Here is a 17,785-nt window from a genome sequence, read left to right as displayed (position 1 = left end):
AATAAGCAAAGAGGCAAAACGTCGCGGGTTAGAGATGAACGGAGAGATTCATCAAAAGCTTGTTCACAGACTTATCCACAGGTTGCTCCGCTACTTTCGTTCGCCTAACAGGAGCAGATTGCGGGGCGTCAGGGGGTAGTCGCAGAAAACGCCGAGTTTGACGTCGTAGCCTTGTTCTTGCAGGAACAACGCGCGGTCGAGCGCCAGCCAGAGTTCCAGTGGGCGGCGGAAGAGGTTGCGCAGCGCTTCGAGGTTGCGCACTTCGGCCAGGCGTTGCCAGCCTGCGGCTTCCAGGGCGGTCCAGTCGGGGTTGCCGGTCAGCGGCACGTCGCGCAGGGTGGCGAGGTCGCGGCAGTAGGTTTCGAAGGATTTTTCCAGCCAGGCCGTGGGCAGCGAGGGGGTCGGCAGGTAGTCGTCGGTCTGGCGTTGCTGACGCTGCAGCAGGTCGAAGCCCAGGCGCCGGGCCATGGAGCGGTCGCGCTGGCGACGGGCGCGGGCGCCGGAGGTGACGGTTTCGCTCAGGGGCAGGCCGAGGTCGTCGAGGCTCAGGTGCAGTGGGGAGGCCTGGGCGGCGAGGGACAGCGGTTGATACTGCGGGGCCTGGATGCGGTTGTAGCAGCACGGGGCCACGGCGATCTGGCGGCAGCCTTGGGCGCTGGCCAGTTGCAGCAGGTGCACGTGCAGGTCGCCGCAGGCGTGCAGGGCCACCACGCTGCTGTCCGGGTGCAGATGGTCGGCGCTGCCGGGGGCCAATACGTCCTGCTGCACATGCTGGGCCGCGAGTCGGTGGTGATCGCTGAGCGTCTGGCCCGCCGCCACCAGCGCTGGATCGTACTCCAGGCAGGTGAGGTGCTGGCCGGGTTGCAGCAGGCGTCGGCCCAGGTGGCCTTTGCCTGCGCACCAGTCGAGCCAGTGCTGGGCGGGCTGACCGAAGCTGAGGTGGCTGCCGAAGGCTTCGATCTGCTGCCATTTGCGGCCGGGCACGTGGACGTCCAGGCGATGGCCGGGCGCGTGCAGCTCGCTGCGCGGCAGCTCGCCGAGGGCGGACAACTGCACGGCCTCGTGGGCCAGGTGCGGGAAGGGCGCTGGGGCGGGCAGTCGCTCGGGGTGCTGCTGCGCGGCTTCGGCCTCATCCAGGGTGCGGGTGCGTAGCCACTGGGCCAGCTCCGGGTGCTGGGATTCCCATGGCAAGTGCAGGGCAGTGAACGGGCGGGGTTTCCAGAGGTGTTCGTGCTGGCGCAGGAACAGGTCCAGGGCCTGGAAGCGCGTGCTCAGTTGTTCGGGGCGCAGGAAAGTGGGCTGAGGCATGACGGGGCGTCGGTGAGGGAAGGGCGCGGGTGAATCGCCGGGGCGACTCACCCGCGAAGGGGGTCAGCGCCCTTGGCAGGCATCGACGCGCAGCCAGCGCTCCAGCAGCTTGAAGCCTTGCACCAGCACGAACGAGATCAGCAGGTAGAACACCCCGGCGGCGAAGAAAATCTCCACTGGCAGGTAGGTGCGGGCGATGATCGTGCGGGCCATGCCGGTCAGTTCCAGCAGGGTCACGGTGCTGGCCAGGGCGCTGGCCTTGAGCATCAGGATCACTTCGTTGCTGTAAGCTGGCAGGCCGATACGGGCGGCGCGCGGCAGCATGATGTAGACCAGCGCCTTGCCGCGTGACATGCCCAGCGCCCGAGCGGCTTCGATTTCACCTTTCGGGATGGCCTGCAAGGCGCCGCGCAGGATCTCGGCGATGTAGGCGGCGGTGTGCAGGGTCATGGTCAGCACCGTGCACCAGAACGGATCGCGCAGGTACGGCCACAGCGAACTGCTGCGCACCACGTCGAACTGCGCCAGGCCGTAGTACACCAGGAACAGTTGCACCAGCAGCGGCGTGCCACGGAAGAAGAAGATGTAGCCGTAGGGCAGGGCGCGCACGTACCAATGGCGCGAGGTGCGGGCGATGCCCAGCGGGATGGCCAGGATCAGCCCGGCGATGACGGCGATGGCCAGCAGTTCGAGGGTGAGCGTGGCGCCCTGGGCCAGGCGCGGCAGCCACTTGATGATCACTTCCCAGTTCATTGCGCAGCCCTCGCGAAGCCGCGAGCGGCGCGTTGTTCAAGGAAATGCATGCCGATCATGGCGACGATGGTCAGGCACAGGTAGATGCACGCGGCCACGGCGTAGAAGGTGAACGGCTCCTTGGTCACGGTCACGCCGATCTGCGCGTGACGCATGATTTCTTCCAGGCCGATCACCGACACCAGCGCGGTGTCCTTCATCAGGATCATGAACAGGTTGCCCAGCCCCGGCAGGGCCACGCGCCACATCTGCGGCAGGATGATGCGCGACAGGATGCGGCCTTTGGACAGTCCCAGCGCCAGGCCCGCTTCGCGATGGCCTTTGGGAATCGCCAGGATGGCGCCGCGGAACACTTCCGTGGCATAGGCGCCGAAGCACAGCCCCAGGGCGATCACCCCGGCGGCGAAGGCGCTGAGTTCCAGGCCCGGCATGTTCAGGGCCTCGCCGAGGCTGTTCATCAGCCCGACGGTGCCGAAATAGATCAACAGGACCCACAGCAGCTCGGGCACGCCGCGAACCAGGGTCGAGTAGGTGCCGCCCAGCCACTGCAAGGGCTTGAACGGGGAGGTCTTGGCCAAGGCGCCGAGCAGGCCGAGGATCAGCCCCAGCAGCAGGGCACAGAGCGCCAGTTTTACGGTCATCAGGGTGCCGACCATCATGGCCGGACCGAATCCGTGCAGATCGATATTCATGGGCAGGGTGCATTCAAGGGACGGGCACCGCGCAAAGGCGGTGCCGGTCGGGGTGAATCATTCGATGCTGAACGGGAAGTACTTTTCGTTGATCTTCTTGTACGTGCCGTCGGCCTTGATTTCGGCCAGGGCCTTGTTCAGCTCGTCGCGCAGCTTGGTATCGCCCTTGCGCACGGCGATGCCGATCTTGTCGCTGTCGACCACCGGCTCGCCCTTGAACTCGTAGTTCTGGCCTTCCGGGCTCTTCAGCCAGTCGTACTGCACGTACTTGTCGGCGAGGATGGCGTCGACACGGCCCGAGGTCAGGTCGAGGTAGGCGTTTTGCTGAGTGTCGTACAGCTTGATGGTGATGTCGCTGCCGTAGGTGTCTTCCAGCCAGGTGCCCGCCAGGGTGGCGCGCTGGGTGCCGATGATCTTGCCCTTGAGCGAGTCTTTGTCGGTCTTGAAGTCGACGTTCTTCGGCGCGATGAACTGCAGCTTGTTGGAGTAGTACGGGTTGGTGAAGTCCACCGCCTGCTTGCGCTCGTCGGTGATCGACAGCGATGACACCAGGAAGTCGAACTTCTTGGCGTTCAGGGCGGGGATGATGCCGTCCCAGTCGGAGGTGACGACCGTGCATTCGACCTTCATCTTGGCGCACAGGGCGTCGCCGATGTCCTTGTCGAAGCCGACCACGTTGCCGCTGGCATCCTTATTGTTGAACGGCGGGTAGGCCGCTTCGATACCCATGCGCAGTTTTTCCGCAGCCAGGGCGTTGGCCGACATCACCAGCGTGGCGGCCGCGGCCAGGAGGAATTTCTTGTAGGTCTGCATGTGTTGCTCCGTTAGCGGTGGCTGGACATGAATTGCTTGCAACGCGCCGAGGTCGGGTTCTCGAAGACCTGCTGCGGCGATCCCTGCTCTTCCACCAGACCCTGGTGCAGAAACACCACTTCGCTGGACACCTGGCGGGCAAAGTTCATCTCGTGCGTTACCAGCAGCATGGTACGGCCTTCTTCGGCCAGTGCGCGGATAACGTTAAGCACTTCCTGGACCATTTCCGGATCGAGCGCCGAGGTGGGCTCATCGAACAGGATGACCTTCGGCTGCATGGCCAGGGTACGGGCGATGGCGGCGCGCTGCTGCTGACCACCGGATAGCTGCGCCGGGTAGCTGTGGCGCTTGTCGAAGATGCCGACCTTCTCCAGCAGCGCCTCGGCGGCCTGCACGGCTTCGGCCTTGCTCTGGCCGAGCACGCGGCGTGGCGCCTCGATGATGTTGTCGAGGATCGACATGTGCGGCCACAGGTTGAAATTCTGGAAGACGAAGCCGATTTCGCTGCGCAGGCGGTTGATCTGCCGGTTGTCGGCGGCGATCAGCTCACCGGTTTTATCAGCCTTGAGCTTGAGCGCTTCGCCGGCCACCAGAATTTCGCCCTGGTGCGGGTTCTCCAGCAGGTTGATGCAGCGCAGCAGAGTGGACTTGCCGGAGCCGGACGATCCGAGGATCGAGATCACGTCACCATCGCGCGCGGTCAGCGAAATGCCCTTGAGAATTTCCTGGTCGCCGTAGCGTTTGTGCAGGTTGCGGATTTCCAGCGCGGGCGTGGCCTGGGCCATGTGCGGTCCTCATGTGATCGGGTGCGTTCCCAGCTGTTGGCTGCCTTCCTGGCGTGCGCAACGCTAGCATAGCGGGTCGGGGCGGCCAACCGGGACGCAGGGGGCTCGGGTCGCTGGCGGGACAGTTTGTCGCATCGCTGCAGTGCAACGTCGCGCGGATGTCCGCAACGCGTTGCGCTCGGCGCCGGAGCCTTGATGAAAAAAGGCGCGATGGTGCCAGTTTTGGTTTGGCGAGGAAAGGCTTTTTGCTTCGCGGGTGGTTGGCAGGCGCTTGAGTGAGCTTCATCGAACGGAGTTGGGTTGCGCCTGTGGGTTGCACCTAGGATGCGTCTTTTTGGTGCGACGGTGTTACTGAGGACTACCTTTGGTGCGTTTGTAAGTGAGTATTTCAGTAATGCACACTGCGGTGACCGCTTCGACGACCCTTCGGTCATGGCTTGGCCGAAGGGCGGCAAAGCCACGTCAATCGCGGTAGCGCGAAGATTCATGTGCATGACCTGCACCGCTGGCGCAGTTATTGCCAGCAGCAAGACGCCGATTGCCAAGCCGTCTAAATCAACCCTTGGCGCGCTTCGTTCCAGTAATCGGGTGGTCCACTCCTTACAAAGGTAGTTTTATGAGCGGTAAGCACAATTCCAATGACCTCGCTCAGGGGCTCAAACAACGGCATGTCACCATGCTCTCCATTGCCGGCGTGATCGGCGCCGGCCTGTTCGTCGGCTCCGGCCACGCCATCGCCGCTGCCGGTCCTGCCGTACTGCTGGCCTATGCCGCAGCGGGCACCTTGGTGGTGCTGGTGATGCGCATGCTCGGCGAGATGGCGGTCGCGTCGCCCGACACAGGTTCGTTCTCCACCTACGCCGACCGCGCCATCGGGCGCTGGGCCGGGTTCACCATCGGCTGGCTGTACTGGTGGTTCTGGGTGCTGGTGATTCCGCTGGAAGCCAACGCCGCTGCGGCGATCCTGCATGCCTGGTTCCCGGCCGTCGATCTGTGGGCCTTCTCGTTGATCATCACCCTGGCGCTCACCGTCACCAACCTGTTCAGCGTGAAGAACTACGGCGAGTTCGAGTTCTGGTTCGCCCTGCTCAAGGTGCTGGCCATCATCGCCTTCATCGTGGTCGGCTGCGCGGCCATGTTCGGCCTGGTGCCGGGCAGTCAGGTCAGCGGTGTCAGCCACCTGTTCGACACCCAGGGCTTCATGCCTAACGGCCTGGGCGCGGTGCTGGCGGCCATGTTGACCACCATGTTCTCGTTCATGGGCACCGAAATCGTCACCATCGCTGCCGCCGAGTCGAAGGATCCGGGCAAGCAGATCAGCCGCGCCACCAACTCGGTGATCTGGCGGATCTGCCTGTTCTACCTGGTGTCGATCTTCCTGGTGGTGGCCATGGTGCCGTGGAACGATCCGGCCCTGGCCGAGAAGGGCTCCTACCAGACTGTGCTGAGCTTGATCGGCGTGCCCAATGCCAAGCTGATCGTCGACATCGTCGTGCTGATCGCGGTCACCAGTTGCTTGAACTCGGCGCTGTACACCTCTTCGCGCATGCTGTTCTCGCTGAGCAAGCGTGGCGACGCCCCTGCCGTCGCCCAGCGCACCACCCGCGCGGGCACCCCGCACTGGGCCGTGCTGCTCTCCACCGCAGCTGCGTTCCTGTGCGTGTTCGCCAACTTCCTCGCACCGGCCGAGGTGTTCGAGTTCCTGCTGGCCAGCTCTGGCGCCATTGCCCTGCTGGTGTACCTGGTGATCGCCGTGTCGCAGTTGCGCATGCGTGCCCAGCGTGAGGCGCGGGGCGAGAAGATCTCGTTCAAGATGTGGCTGTTCCCGGGGCTGACCTGGGCCACCATCGCTTTCATCGTCGCCGTATTGGGCGTAATGGCCCTGCGCGAAGATCACCGCATCGAGATCATCGCCACGGCGCTGTTGAGCATCGCCGTGGTGATCACCGGGCTGCTGGTGCATCGCAAGCGCGGCGTTGCCGGGCGAGCTGTGCTGGATAACTGAGTCGGCATCTGCATCGAAAAGGCCGCATCCTCTGAAGGATGCGGCCTTTTGCGTTTATCGGACCAGTGGTTGAATCGGCCCGGTAAAAAAGTGAATCCCCGGTTTGTCCCCTCGGTCAAGAATTAGGTACGCAGTAATCTGACGAGGTAACAGCATGACTATCGAAGCAGAAACACTTGCCGAACTGACCCAGGCGCTCAAGCGACGCGGCCTGAAACGCCTGGTCGATATCGCCTTCACCCGTGCGCCGTACCGCTGCAACCACCGCTGGATCTGCATCGTCGAGTGACGCTTCTCTTTGCCGGCAGCGGGGATTCGCCCCGCCGCCGGCCACCCTTCCTACGCCGATTCAGGCGAATCCTTGCTGGCGCCATGCCTCATACACCGTCACCGCCACCGTGTTGGACAAGTTAAGGCTGCGGCTCCCCGGACGCATGGGCAAGCGCAGGCGTTGTTCGGCGGGCAGGCTGTCGAGCACTTCAGCGGGCAGCCCACGACTCTCCGGGCCGAACAAAAACGCATCGCCGGGTTGATAGGCCACTTCATGGAACGGATGCGAGCCCTTGGTGGTGAAGGCGAACAGGCGCGGCTGGCCGAGGCTTTCCAGGCACTGGGCCAGGCTGTCGTGGCGCTTGAGCGTGGCATACTCGTGGTAATCCAGCCCGGCCCGGCGCAGGCGCTTGTCGTCCAGCTCGAAACCGATCGGCTCGATCAGGTGCAGGTCGCAGCCGCTGTTGGCGCACAGGCGGATGATATTGCCGGTATTCGGCGGAATTTCAGGTTGAAAGAGGATGACGTGGAACATGCACGGCCCCAGGCAGGAAGATGACGCGCATTCTACCCTCGAACCGGACCCGCGTTCGAAGGCATGGCCGCGGGTATTGATGTCGATGGCCATCGTCGGGGTGATGGTCGGTTTGATGATCGGTCGGCTGACGGCGCCCGAGCCGCGTGTGCTGGAACAGGTGCAGGTCATGGATGAAGGCCTGGACCTGTTGTTCACCGCCTCGCCCAAGCTGCATGGCGAGAACGTCAATGGCACCGTGGCACTGGTGTTCCAGGCCGAGGGCAAACCGCAGCGTGGCCAGTTGACCCTGCGAGGAAGGCCGGTGGGCTGGCGTTTGCAGCATAGCGATGAGGGGCTGGTGCTGAGCCTGGTGGCCGCGCGTCCTCTGCGCGGCACTTGGAGCGCTGCAGAGGACGCGGGGCGTTGGCGGGTGCAGGTCAGGCTGCACGAATAAAAGAGGGGAGTCTCGGCCTGCCTGTACCGAGGTCCCCGAAGCGGGCGGTGTTGCGAATAAAAGAGGGAGTCTCGGCCTGCCTGTACCAAGGTCCCCAAAACGGGCGGTGTTGCGAATAAAGAGGGGGATGTCCCGGCCTGCCTGTACCGGGGTCCCCGAAACTGTCGTTATCAGTGTTATTGCAGGTGTCATGCCAGTTTTTAAAAGCCTTTAAATTCAATGGCTTGAATGTTTTATTCGGTGAGGTGCTCCCTATCCTGTGCCTTGCGCAGGTGCAGCGGGCACTGCATCGGTGCAAGCCCTGGCAGACATGAAAAGGGCCGCTTCGCGGCCCATCGCGGCACAAGGCCGCTCCTACAAAACCCGTGCAACCCCTGAAGTAGGGGGGGTACGGACCCTGTAGGAGCGGCCTTGTGTCGCGATGGGCTGCGCAGCAGCCCCTATGCCAGCCAAACAGATCTCAAGTGAACCGCAGCACGCCATGAGCGGCCCCGGTCATGACAGCGACCGCTGGCGATCAGTGTTCCTCGCCGTCGTCCTCATCGCTGCCATCGACCTTCATCCCCAGCTCCTTGATCTTGCGAGTCAAGGTGTTGCGGCCCCAGCCCAGCAGCACTGCCGCATCACGTCGACGCCCGGCCGTGTGCTTGAGGGCGGTCTCGATCATGATCCGCTCGAAGCTCGGCACGGCGCTGTCGAGCAGGTTCGACTGGCCGCGCGCCAGGGCCTGGTCGGCCCACTGGCGCAGTGCCTGCTCCCAGTTGGTGATCGGTGCCGCGTCGTGGGGCAGGTTGAGCAGTTCTGGCGGCAGGTCGCTGATCAGCACTTCGCGGCTCGAGGCCATCACCGTGATCCAGCGGCAGGTGTTTTCCATCTGACGCACGTTGCCCGGCCACGGCAGGTTGCGCATGAACTCTTCGGTTTCCGGCTTGAGCAGTTTCGGTTCGACTGCCAGCTCCCGTGCCGCTCGCCCCAGGAAGTGACGGGCCAGCGCGGGAATGTCCTCGCGCCGGTCGGCCAGGCGCGGGATATGAATGCGGATCACGTTCAGGCGGTGGAACAAGTCTTCACGGAACTTGCCGGCCTGCACCAGCGATTCCAAGTTCTGGTGGGTCGCGGCGATGATTCGCACGTCCACCTTGACCGGTAGGTGTCCACCGACCCGGTAGAACTCGCCGTCGGCCAGCACGCGCAGCAGGCGCGTCTGGGTGTCGGCGGGCATGTCGCCGATTTCGTCGAGGAACAGCGTGCCGCCATCGGCTTGCTCGAAGCGGCCGCGTCGCAGGTTGGCCGCGCCGGTGAAGGCACCTTTTTCGTGGCCGAACAGCTCCGACTCCATCAAGTCCTTGGGAATCGCCGCCATGTTCAGGGCGATGAACGGCGCGGCGGCGCGTGGGCTGTGGCGGTGCAGGGCGTGGGCGACCAGCTCCTTGCCAGTACCGGACTCGCCGTTGATCAGCACGGTGATGTTGGAGTGGCTCAGGCGACCGATGGCGCGGAACACCTCCTGCATCGCCGGCGCCTCGCCGATGATCTCCGGGGTGCGCGCCAGGGTCGGTGGGGCTTGTAGCGCCTGCTGCTCCTGGGCGTGCTGGTTGGCGCGCTTGACCAGCGCCACGGCCTCATCCACATCGAATGGCTTGGGCAGGTACTCGAAGGCGCCGCCCTGGTACGACGCCACCGCGCTGTCCAGGTCGGAATGGGCGGTCATGATAATCACCGGCAGGCGCGGGTGCGCTTCGCGGATCTGCGCCAGCAGGTCCAGGCCGCTGGTGCCGGGCATGCGGATGTCGGAGATGATCACGTCCGGCTGCTGGCGGGCCAGGCGTCCCATGACCCCGTCGGCGCTGTCGAAGCTCTGGGTGGTCATGCCCTCCTGCTGCAGGGCCTTTTCCAGGACCCAGCGGATGGAACGATCATCGTCGACGATCCACACGGTTTCACTACGGCTCATGGGGCTGTGGCTCCTTGTTCCAGGGGCAGGAAGATCGAAAAGGTGGTGTGGCCAGGGTGGCTTTCGCACTCGATCAGCCCCTGATGCTGACTGATGATGTTCTGGGTGATGGCCAGGCCCAGCCCGGTGCCGTCCGGGCGTCCGCTGACCATCGGATAAAAGAGGGTGTCCTGCAGTAGCGCGGGGATGCCGGGGCCGTTGTCGGTGATTTCGATCCGCGCCACCAGGCGGTGGCGCACGTGGCCGATGGTGAACTGGCGCACGGCGCGGCTGCGCAGGGTGATGCGGCCCAGGCGCAATTCGTTCTGGCCGTTGATCGCCTGCATGGCGTTGCGCACGATGTTGAGCACGGCCTGGATCATCTGCTCACGGTCGATCAGCACGTCCGGCAGGCTCGGGTCGTAGTCGCGCACCAGGGTGATGCTGCCTTGGGCTTCGGCGTCCACCAGGCTGCACACCCGCTCCAGCACTTCGTGCACGTTGGTCATCGCCAACGACGGCAGTTTGTTCGAGCCCAGCATGCGGTCGACCAGATTGCGCAGGCGGTCGGCCTCTTCGATGATCACGTTGGTGTAGTCGCGCAGACCGTCCTCGGGCAGTTCGCGGGCCAGCAGTTGTGCTGCGCCGCGAATCCCGCCCAAGGGGTTCTTGATTTCGTGGGCCAGGCCACGCACCAGCATCTTGGTGGTTTCCTGCTTGCTCAGTTGCGCCTCTTCCTTGGTGATGCGCAGCAGCCGATCACGCGGGTGCACTTCGAGCAGCAGCAGGGTGTTGCCCTGATGCAGGATGGGCGTGACAGCGTAGTCCACGGTGATGCTCTGGCCGGTCAGGGAGGTCAACTGGGCTTCGCGCTTGGTGAACGGATGCGCCTGCTCCACGGCCTGGCGCAGGGAGTGCAGCGCTTCGGTCGATTCGGTGAACAGTTCGCTGATGAACTGGCCGTGGCTGCGCTGACCGCTGACTGCCAGCAGCATCTCGGCCGCCGGGTTCATGTACTCCAGGCGCAATTCGCTGTTGAGCAGCAGGGTCGCGGTGGTCAGGTTGTCCAGGAGCAGTCGGTGCTGTGCATCGCTGATGGTCATGGTGCGTTGTCGACCTCTATTGGCGCTGTTCCGGCCCGCATGCTTCAAGGAAGCAGACGGGTCAGCCGCTGGTTGCCCTGGAAAATGCAAGAAACAAACCAAGGCTCCGAAAAGAAGCGGAATTGGCCGATGAAGCGCAGGTTGTGCGCAAAATCGGCTCAATAATTCACGCTTTATCGATTCAACTGACCTGATTTGGGCTGCACCGCAGGGCGTTCAGCTATTTATTGCACCAATATAGAGCATTGCTCGTCAGTCGCGTGGGCAGAGGCTTGCGGTGGCGCGGATCAGCATGAGGCGGCGAGTGGCATCGCTGGAGCGCAGGCCGATGGCCTTGGCCAGTGCGTGCTCGCATTGCGCGGGCCGGTGGCGGTCGAAACGCGCCAGGCGATCGAGCATCTGCGCCTGCAGCAGGTCCAGTTGTGGGCGAATCTCACGGGTGAGGTCCAGGCGTGGGATGTCTGGCGCGGCCTCCACCAGGCTCCACTGGCTGAGCAGATGGTACTGACGCAGCTTGTTGGCCTCGATCTGGTCTCTGAAGAACGGGATCGCGCGTTGCGGGCTGACGTTATGGCTCGATGCGGCCTTGCGCACTCTTTCCAGCACCTGCTGCTCGCGAGCACTGTCCTGTACCGGCTGACCGTTGTCCCACTTGTGCAGAGCCACGGCGTCGGCGATGGCCAGACGCTGTTCGATGCTGTCGAGCAGGGCCTCGAAGGTGGGGTCGGGATCCGGGGATTTCAGGCAGCCGGTGAGGGCGAGGATGCACAACAGGCAGAGCGGGGTGAGGCGCATGGTGATCTCCTTGAAATGGGAGACCTGAGTGTGGCCAATGCCCTTTTGTGTACCAGTAGGACGCGTCCGAACCGCCTGACCGTAAAAATACAAACGGCTTCCCGAGGGAAGCCGTTTGGGTTGATCGCTACGGCGCCAGCGCCGCAGTCATCAGACGCTGTAGTACAGGTCGTATTCCAGCGGGTGAACGAAGGTGCGCACCTTGATCTCTTCTTCGGACTTCAGCTCGATGTAGGCATCGATGAAGTCGTCGGAGAACACGCCGCCTTTGGTCAGGAAGGCACGGCCCTTGTCCAGCTCTTCCAGGGCTTCTTTCAAGCTACCGCAGACCTGCGGGATTTCCTTGGCCTCTTCAGGCGGCAGGTCGTACAGGTTCTTGTCGGCGGCATCGCCTGGGTGGATCTTGTTCTGGATACCGTCCAGGCCGGCCATCAGCAGGGCGGCGAAGCACAGGTACGGGTTGGCGGCCGGGTCCGGGAAGCGCGCTTCGATGCGGCGAGCTTTCGGGCTGGACACGTAAGGAATACGGATCGAGGCCGAACGGTTGCGGGCCGAGTAGGCCAGCATGACCGGCGCTTCGAAGCCTGGCACCAGACGCTTGTAGGAGTTGGTGGCCGGGTTGGTGAAGCCGTTCAGGGCCTTACCGTGCTTGATGATGCCGCCGATGAAGTACAGGGCGGTGTCGGACAGGCCGGCATAGCCTTCGCCGGAGAAGGTGTTCTTGCCGTCTTTGGAGATCGACATGTGCACGTGCATGCCCGAGCCGTTGTCGCCGTACAGAGGCTTGGGCATGAAGGTGGCGGTCTTGCCGTAGGCATCGGCCACGTTGTGCACGCAGTACTTCAGGGTCTGAACTTCGTCAGCCTTGGTGACCAGAGTGTTGAACTTCACGCCGATTTCGTTCTGACCGGCGGTGGCCACTTCGTGGTGGTGCACTTCGACCACCAGGCCCATTTCTTCCATGGCGTTGCACATGGCGGTACGGATTTCGTGGTCGTGGTCGCACGGCGGAACCGGGAAGTAGCCGCCTTTGACGGCCGGGCGGTGGCCCTTGTTGCCGCCTTCGACGTCCTGGTCGGTCATCCAGGAGCCTTGCTCGGAGTAGATCTTGAACATCGAGCCGGAGATGTCCGACTTGAACTTGACCTGGTCGAAGATGAAGAACTCAGGCTCAGGGCCGACGAATACGGTGTCACCGATACCGGTGGACTTCAGGAACTCTTCGGCGCGCTTGGCGATGGCGCGTGGGTCGCGGTCGTAGCCTTGCATGGTGGAAGGTTCGATGACGTCGCAGACCAGGATCAGGGTCGGCTCTTCGGTGAACGGGTCGAGCACGGCGGACGAATCGTCCGGCAGCAGGATCATGTCGGAGGCTTCGATGCCTTTCCAGCCTTCGATGGAGGAGCCGTCGAACATCTTGCCGGCTTCGAAGAACTCATCATCCAGCGCATCGCGAGCCGGCATGGTGACGTGGTGCTGTTTGCCTTTGGTGTCCGTGAAACGCAGATCAATCCACTTGACGTCATGATCTTTGATGAGTTGAACCGACTTCGACATGTTGTCCTCCGGATGGTCTAGAGCGCGGTAGGCCGCTGCCCTGGAAAAAGGGTGTCGCCGGGCGCGGATAGTCGGCCAAGCTTACCTGCATCACAAGGGAGCAAATTGCATGCCAGTGCCCGAAAATGGCTAGGGGGGGATAAAAGGCGGCGTCCTTAGGCATCTCAGGGCGCCCTGCAACGGTGATGCGCACCTAAATAAGGCGTCATTTGCTAGCAATGCACTGATGTGGTGCGGTGGTGGGGCGGGCGTGCTTTGTTTGGGGGCTGCGGCGATTCATCAGCCATCAGGCCGCTATAAGCACTGCCAGACCGCCATGCGGCACCTATCTGTAAACCTCTGATCAAAAGTTGCTCAAATCTCTACCTGTTTCCGCTATAATTCGCGCCCCTCATTTTCGGCAGGCTCCGCGCGCGCTGTTAACCCAATGAAACTTATCGTCAAAGTCTTCCCAGAGATCACCATCAAGAGCCGGCCGGTGCGCAAGCGCTTCATCCGCCAGCTCGGCAAGAACATCCGCAACGTGCTCAAGGATCTGGATCCGGAGCTCGTGGTCAACGGTGTCTGGGACAATCTCGAAGTGGTCACCCGCCTCGAGGACGAGAAGATTCAGCGCGAGATGATCGAGCGCCTGACCTGCACCCCGGGGATCACCCACTTCCTGCAAGTGCAGGAGTATCCGCTGGGCGACTTCGACGACATCGTCGAAAAATGCATGCAGCACTACGGTCATCTGCTGGCCGGCAAACGCTTCTCCGTGCGCTGCAAGCGCGGCGGTCACCACGACTTCACCTCGATGGACGTCGACCGCTACGTCGGTAGCCAGTTGCGCCAGCAGTGCGGCGCGGCCGGTATCGACCTCCAGCGTCCGGAAGTGGTGGTGCGCCTGGAGATCCGCGACCAGCGCCTGTTCGTCATCCACAGTCAGCACGACGGTATCGGCGGCTACCCGCTGGGCGCGCTGGAGCAGACGCTGGTGCTGATGTCCGGTGGCTTCGACTCCACCGTGGCGGCCTACCAGATGATGCGCCGCGGCCTGATGACCCATTTCTGCTTCTTCAACCTCGGCGGTCGCGCCCACGAGCTGGGGGTGATGGAAGTCGCTCACTTCCTGTGGAAGAAGTACGGCAGCAGCCAGCGCGTGCTGTTCATCAGTGTGCCGTTCGAAGAAGTGGTCGGCGAGATCCTCGGCAAGGTCGACAACAGCTACATGGGCGTCACCCTCAAGCGCATGATGCTGCGCGCCGCCGCGCGCATGGCCGAGCGCTTGCAGATCGATGCCCTGGTCACCGGCGAGGCGATTTCCCAGGTGTCGAGCCAGACCCTGCCGAACCTGGCGATCATCGACTCGGCCACCGACAAGCTGGTGCTGCGCCCGCTGTTGGCCAGCCACAAACAGGACATCATCGACACCGCCTACCACATCGGCACCGCCGATTTCGCCAAGCACATGCCCGAGTACTGCGGCGTGATTTCGGTGAACCCGACCACTCATGCCAAGCGTCACCGCATGGAGCACGAAGAGAAGCAGTTCGAGATGGCCGTGCTCGAACGCGCCATCGAGCGCGCCCGGTTCATCTCCATCGACCATGTGATCGACGAACTGGGCAAGGACATCGAGGTCGAGGAAGTGGCGCAGGCGATGCCTGGCCAGATCGTCGTCGATATCCGCCACCCCGATGCCCAGGAAGACGAGCCGCTGGTGCTCGACGGCGTCGAGGTGCAGGTCATGCCGTTCTATGCCATCAACAGCAAGTTCAAGCACCTGGACGACACGCGCCAGTACTTGCTGTATTGCGACAAGGGTGTGATGAGCCGTTTGCACGCACACCATCTGCTCAGTGAGGGACATGCCAATGTGCGTGTTTATCGTCCGGCATAAGACGCCAGGGCTGTATGGCGGCAGCATCCGCCATCGCCCTCCCGACCCACGGGCCCGCTGAGTCTGCTTTCGTACATATTCGCCGCCTACACTGGCGGCCACCGAATCCTCTGCACGAGATACAGTTGTGATCGAAAATCTGCGTAACATCGCCATCATCGCCCACGTTGACCATGGTAAAACCACCCTGGTCGACAAACTCCTGCGCCAGTCCGGCACCCTGGAACGTAACGAGCTCAACGACGAGCGCGTCATGGACTCCAACGACCAGGAAAAAGAGCGCGGCATCACCATTCTGGCGAAGAACACCGCCATCAACTGGAATGGCTACCACATCAACATCGTCGACACCCCCGGCCACGCCGACTTCGGTGGCGAGGTCGAGCGTGTGATGTCGATGGTCGACTCGGTGCTGCTGCTGGTCGACGCCCAGGACGGCCCGATGCCGCAAACCCGCTTCGTGACCAAGAAGGCCTTCGAAGCCGGTCTGAAGCCGATCGTCGTGATCAACAAGGTCGACCGTCCGGGCGCGCGTCCTGACTGGGTCCTGGACCAGATCTTCGACCTGTTCGACAACCTCGGCGCCACCGACGACCAACTGGACTTCCAAGTGGTCTACGCCTCGGCCCTGAACGGCATCGCCGGCCTGGACCACACCGCCATGGCCGAAGACATGACCCCGCTGTACCAGTCGATCGTCGACAACGTACCTGCGCCTTCGGTCGACCGTGACGGTCCGTTCCAGATGCAAATCTCGGCACTGGACTACAACAGCTTCCTCGGCGTCATCGGCGTTGGCCGTATCGCCCGCGGTCGCGTCAAGCCGAACACTCCGGTGGTCGCCATCGACACCGACGGCAAGAAGCGCAACGGCCGTATCCTCAAGCTGATGGGTCACCACGGTCTGCACCGTGTGGACGTCGAAGAAGCCCAGGCCGGCGACATCGTCTGCATCAGCGGTTTCGACGAGCTGTTCATCTCCGACACCCTGTGTGCACCGGACGCGGTCGAAGCGATGAAGCCGCTGACCGTCGACGAGCCCACCGTTTCGATGACCTTCCAGGTCAACGACTCGCCGTTCTGCGGCAAGGAAGGCAAGTTCGTCACCAGCCGTAACATCAAGGACCGTCTGGACAAGGAGCTGCTGTACAACGTAGCCCTGCGCGTTCAAGAGACCGACTCCCCGGACAAGTTCAAGGTCTCCGGCCGTGGCGAACTGCACCTGTCGGTACTGATCGAAACCATGCGCCGTGAAGGCTTCGAGATGGCCGTAGGCCGTCCTGAAGTGATCATCCGCGAAGTGGACGGCGTCAAGCAGGAACCGTTCGAGAACGTCACCATCGACATCCCTGAAGAATCCCAGGGCAAGGTGATGGAAGAGATGGGCCTGCGTAAGGGCGACCTGACCAACATGGTGCCGGATGGCAAAGGCCGTGTGCGTCTGGAGTACAACATTCCAGCCCGTGGTCTGATCGGTTTCCGTAACCAGTTCCTGACCCTGACCAACGGCGCAGGCATCCTGACCTCGATCTTCGACCGCTACGACACCATGAAGTCGGGCCAGATGTCCGGTCGTCTGAACGGCGTCCTGGTGTCGGTCGAAACCGGCAAGGCACTGACCTACTCGCTGGAAACCCTGCAGGCGCGCGGCAAGCTGTTCGTCGAGCACGGCCAGGAGATCTACAACGGTCAGATCATCGGTCTGAACAGCCGTGACAACGACCTGGGCGTGAACCCGACCAAGGGCAAGAAACTGGACAACATGCGTGCTTCGGGCAAAGACGAAGTCATCGCCCTGGTTCCGCCGGTTCGCCACACCCTCGAGCAGGCCCTGGAATTCATCCAGGACGACGAGCTGTGCGAAGTGACGCCGAAGTCGATCCGTCTGCGCAAGAAGATCCTGGACGAAGGCGAGCGTACCCGCGCTGCCAAGAAAGCCAAGAACTGAGTCAGCGCTGGCTGAATGAAAACGCCCCCGGTCGAAAGGCCGGGGGCGTTTTTTTTTAGCGGCAAGCGGCAAGCGGCAAGCGGCAAGCGGCAAGCGGCAAGCGGCAAGTGTGCGGTGGGCTCGCTTGAGTGAGCTAGGCGCCGAACTGCAAGGCGTTGGTCAGATCGCCCATGGGCTGCTGACCGCGAGCGATCATCGTCGTGAGTCAGGGCCCCATCTGTCGCCTGCCGGCGGGGCGACGTAGTCCCACCAGTCGCCGTTTTCATCGACGGTGACGATCACCACCATGTCGTTCCATTGCGGCTTTCTCGCAGCACTTCAGCATGCGGTTGATATGCCGGTCGCCGGACGCGACATCGGCGTAGCCGGCGTGCAGGTTGAGATTGCCTCCACGTAGAGGCCCTTCGTCATCGAAGACGGCCGCGCAGGCGCCCAGCCCGGCTGAGACACCGCTACGACGCCCTGATTGCTCTTGCTCTTGCTCTTTCTTGCCGCTTGCCGCTTGCCGCTCGCAACTTCAAACTTTCTTCGGCTTGTAGGCGCAATACCCCGGCCGTGGTCCGACCTTGGGGTGGTTGCGGCAGGTGTCCGGGCGCTTGTCATAAATGGTGCACAGCCGGCTCTTGCGGTCCAGATAGAGGCAGTCGTCGTTGCTCATGCGGGTCAGGGTGAAGATCCCCGACTTCTGATTGAAGCGCTCGATGATGCCGTCTTTCTGTAGGCGCTTGGCGACGTTCTTCGGCGGCTCGTCCTTTTCGAATTCGTCCACCACGCCGATGCGGATCAAGTCCTTGATCTTCACTTCCACCGGCAGCGTGCAGCAGGTCGAGTGGCAGCCCCCGCACATGTGGCTGGCATAGCGTTGCCAGGTTTCCAGGCGGTCGACTTCGGCGGCGGCAATCAGGGTCGGTTTCATCGTTTTCGGGCGGATCTGGGGCTGAGGGCGCGCGATCATACCGGAGTTGTACAA

16 protein-coding genes and 1 pseudogene are annotated in these 17,785 nt (G+C 62.9%); 5 read left to right on the top strand and 12 right to left on the bottom strand.

The annotated features are described in order from the left end of the window. Nucleotides 1-90 precede the first annotated feature (90 nt). The 5 genes from GKC70_RS22170 to GKC70_RS22150 all read right to left on the bottom strand — a co-directional run bounded on the left by GKC70_RS22170 (nt 91) and on the right by GKC70_RS22150 (nt 4,351). Nucleotides 91-1,308, bottom strand: coding sequence for a methyltransferase (locus GKC70_RS22170; protein WP_342649936.1), 1,218 nt, complete (start codon nt 1,306-1,308; stop codon nt 91-93). 63 nt (nt 1,309-1,371) lie between these two features. Further along, nucleotides 1,372-2,061, bottom strand: coding sequence for an ABC transporter permease (locus GKC70_RS22165; RefSeq protein WP_029612671.1), 690 nt, complete (start codon nt 2,059-2,061; stop codon nt 1,372-1,374). Further along, on the bottom strand, nt 2,058-2,753 hold the full coding sequence (locus GKC70_RS22160; RefSeq protein ID WP_342649935.1) for an ABC transporter permease subunit: 696 nt from the start codon (nt 2,751-2,753) through the stop codon (nt 2,058-2,060). The genes GKC70_RS22165 and GKC70_RS22160 overlap by 4 nt, the downstream gene beginning before the upstream one ends. Before the next feature lie 57 nt (nt 2,754-2,810). Continuing rightward, a complete protein-coding gene (locus GKC70_RS22155) occupies nt 2,811-3,566 on the bottom strand; it encodes an ABC transporter substrate-binding protein (RefSeq protein WP_342649934.1) in 756 nt (251 codons plus the stop codon). An 11-nt stretch (nt 3,567-3,577) separates the two neighbouring features. Then, nucleotides 3,578-4,351 carry an ABC transporter ATP-binding protein gene (locus GKC70_RS22150; RefSeq protein ID WP_039582666.1) on the bottom strand — a complete coding sequence of 258 codons (774 nt, stop codon included), beginning with the start codon at nt 4,349-4,351 and terminating at the stop codon, nt 3,578-3,580. A 616-nt stretch (nt 4,352-4,967) separates the two neighbouring features. Between GKC70_RS22150 and gabP the strand changes: the two genes are divergently transcribed. Together gabP and GKC70_RS22140 are read left to right on the top strand one after the other, a co-directional pair. Then, nucleotides 4,968-6,356, top strand: a complete 1,389-nt coding sequence (gene gabP, locus GKC70_RS22145) for a GABA permease (protein ID WP_029612667.1) — start codon at nt 4,968-4,970, stop codon at nt 6,354-6,356. 154 nt (nt 6,357-6,510) lie between these two features. Then, nucleotides 6,511-6,645: a hypothetical protein gene (locus tag GKC70_RS22140; RefSeq protein WP_275898074.1), complete on the top strand. Its 135-nt coding sequence runs from the start codon at nt 6,511-6,513 to the stop codon at nt 6,643-6,645. Nucleotides 6,646-6,705: 60 nt separating this feature from the next. Here GKC70_RS22140 and trmL read toward each other — a convergent pair whose 3' ends face one another. Continuing rightward, nucleotides 6,706-7,161: a tRNA (uridine(34)/cytosine(34)/5-carboxymethylaminomethyluridine(34)-2'-O)-methyltransferase TrmL gene (gene trmL, locus GKC70_RS22135; protein WP_342649933.1), complete on the bottom strand. Its 456-nt coding sequence runs from the start codon at nt 7,159-7,161 to the stop codon at nt 6,706-6,708. Here trmL and GKC70_RS22130 point away from each other — a divergent pair. Further along, the gene (locus GKC70_RS22130) at nt 7,160-7,597 is read left to right on the top strand and encodes a hypothetical protein (RefSeq protein ID WP_342649932.1); all 438 of its coding nucleotides are present in this window, start codon (nt 7,160-7,162) and stop codon (nt 7,595-7,597) included. The two genes, trmL and GKC70_RS22130, sit on opposite strands and share 2 nt — an antisense overlap. Before the next feature lie 517 nt (nt 7,598-8,114). Here the strand turns inward: GKC70_RS22130 and ntrC are convergent. The 4 genes from ntrC to glnA all read right to left on the bottom strand — a co-directional run bounded on the left by ntrC (nt 8,115) and on the right by glnA (nt 12,985). Then, nucleotides 8,115-9,551: a nitrogen regulation protein NR(I) gene (ntrC, locus tag GKC70_RS22125; RefSeq protein ID WP_039582669.1), complete on the bottom strand. Its 1,437-nt coding sequence runs from the start codon at nt 9,549-9,551 to the stop codon at nt 8,115-8,117. Then, nucleotides 9,548-10,633 carry a nitrogen regulation protein NR(II) gene (gene glnL, locus GKC70_RS22120; protein ID WP_342649931.1) on the bottom strand — a complete coding sequence of 362 codons (1,086 nt, stop codon included), beginning with the start codon at nt 10,631-10,633 and terminating at the stop codon, nt 9,548-9,550. Before glnL ends, ntrC begins: the two co-directional genes overlap by 4 nt. 252 nt (nt 10,634-10,885) lie before the next feature. Beyond that, nucleotides 10,886-11,428 carry a chorismate mutase gene (locus GKC70_RS22115; protein WP_342649930.1) on the bottom strand — a complete coding sequence of 181 codons (543 nt, stop codon included), beginning with the start codon at nt 11,426-11,428 and terminating at the stop codon, nt 10,886-10,888. A 150-nt stretch (nt 11,429-11,578) separates the two neighbouring features. After that, nucleotides 11,579-12,985: a glutamate--ammonia ligase gene (glnA, locus tag GKC70_RS22110; protein WP_039582672.1), complete on the bottom strand. Its 1,407-nt coding sequence runs from the start codon at nt 12,983-12,985 to the stop codon at nt 11,579-11,581. A 427-nt stretch (nt 12,986-13,412) separates the two neighbouring features. Between glnA and thiI the strand changes: the two genes are divergently transcribed. Next, a complete protein-coding gene (gene thiI, locus GKC70_RS22105) occupies nt 13,413-14,867 on the top strand; it encodes a tRNA uracil 4-sulfurtransferase ThiI (RefSeq protein WP_342649929.1) in 1,455 nt (484 codons plus the stop codon). A 127-nt stretch (nt 14,868-14,994) separates the two neighbouring features. After that, nucleotides 14,995-16,815 carry a translational GTPase TypA gene (gene typA / locus GKC70_RS22100; protein WP_039582676.1) on the top strand — a complete coding sequence of 607 codons (1,821 nt, stop codon included), beginning with the start codon at nt 14,995-14,997 and terminating at the stop codon, nt 16,813-16,815. A 133-nt stretch (nt 16,816-16,948) separates the two neighbouring features. Here the strand turns inward: typA and GKC70_RS22095 are convergent. Beyond that, nucleotides 16,949-17,203: pseudogene (locus GKC70_RS22095) on the bottom strand (alkaline phosphatase family protein); the annotation flags it as partial. Between the two features lie 129 nt (nt 17,204-17,332). Further along, a complete protein-coding gene (locus GKC70_RS22090; RefSeq protein WP_029614709.1) occupies nt 17,333-17,731 on the bottom strand; it encodes a YkgJ family cysteine cluster protein in 399 nt (132 codons plus the stop codon). Between the last annotated feature and the right edge of the window lie 54 nt (nt 17,732-17,785).

The sequence above is a fragment of the Pseudomonas sp. REB1044 genome, from assembly GCF_038813925.1.
GTDB lineage: Bacteria > Pseudomonadota > Gammaproteobacteria > Pseudomonadales > Pseudomonadaceae > Aquipseudomonas > Aquipseudomonas boreofloridensis.
This window is presented reverse-complemented; position numbering and strand designations above follow the sequence as displayed.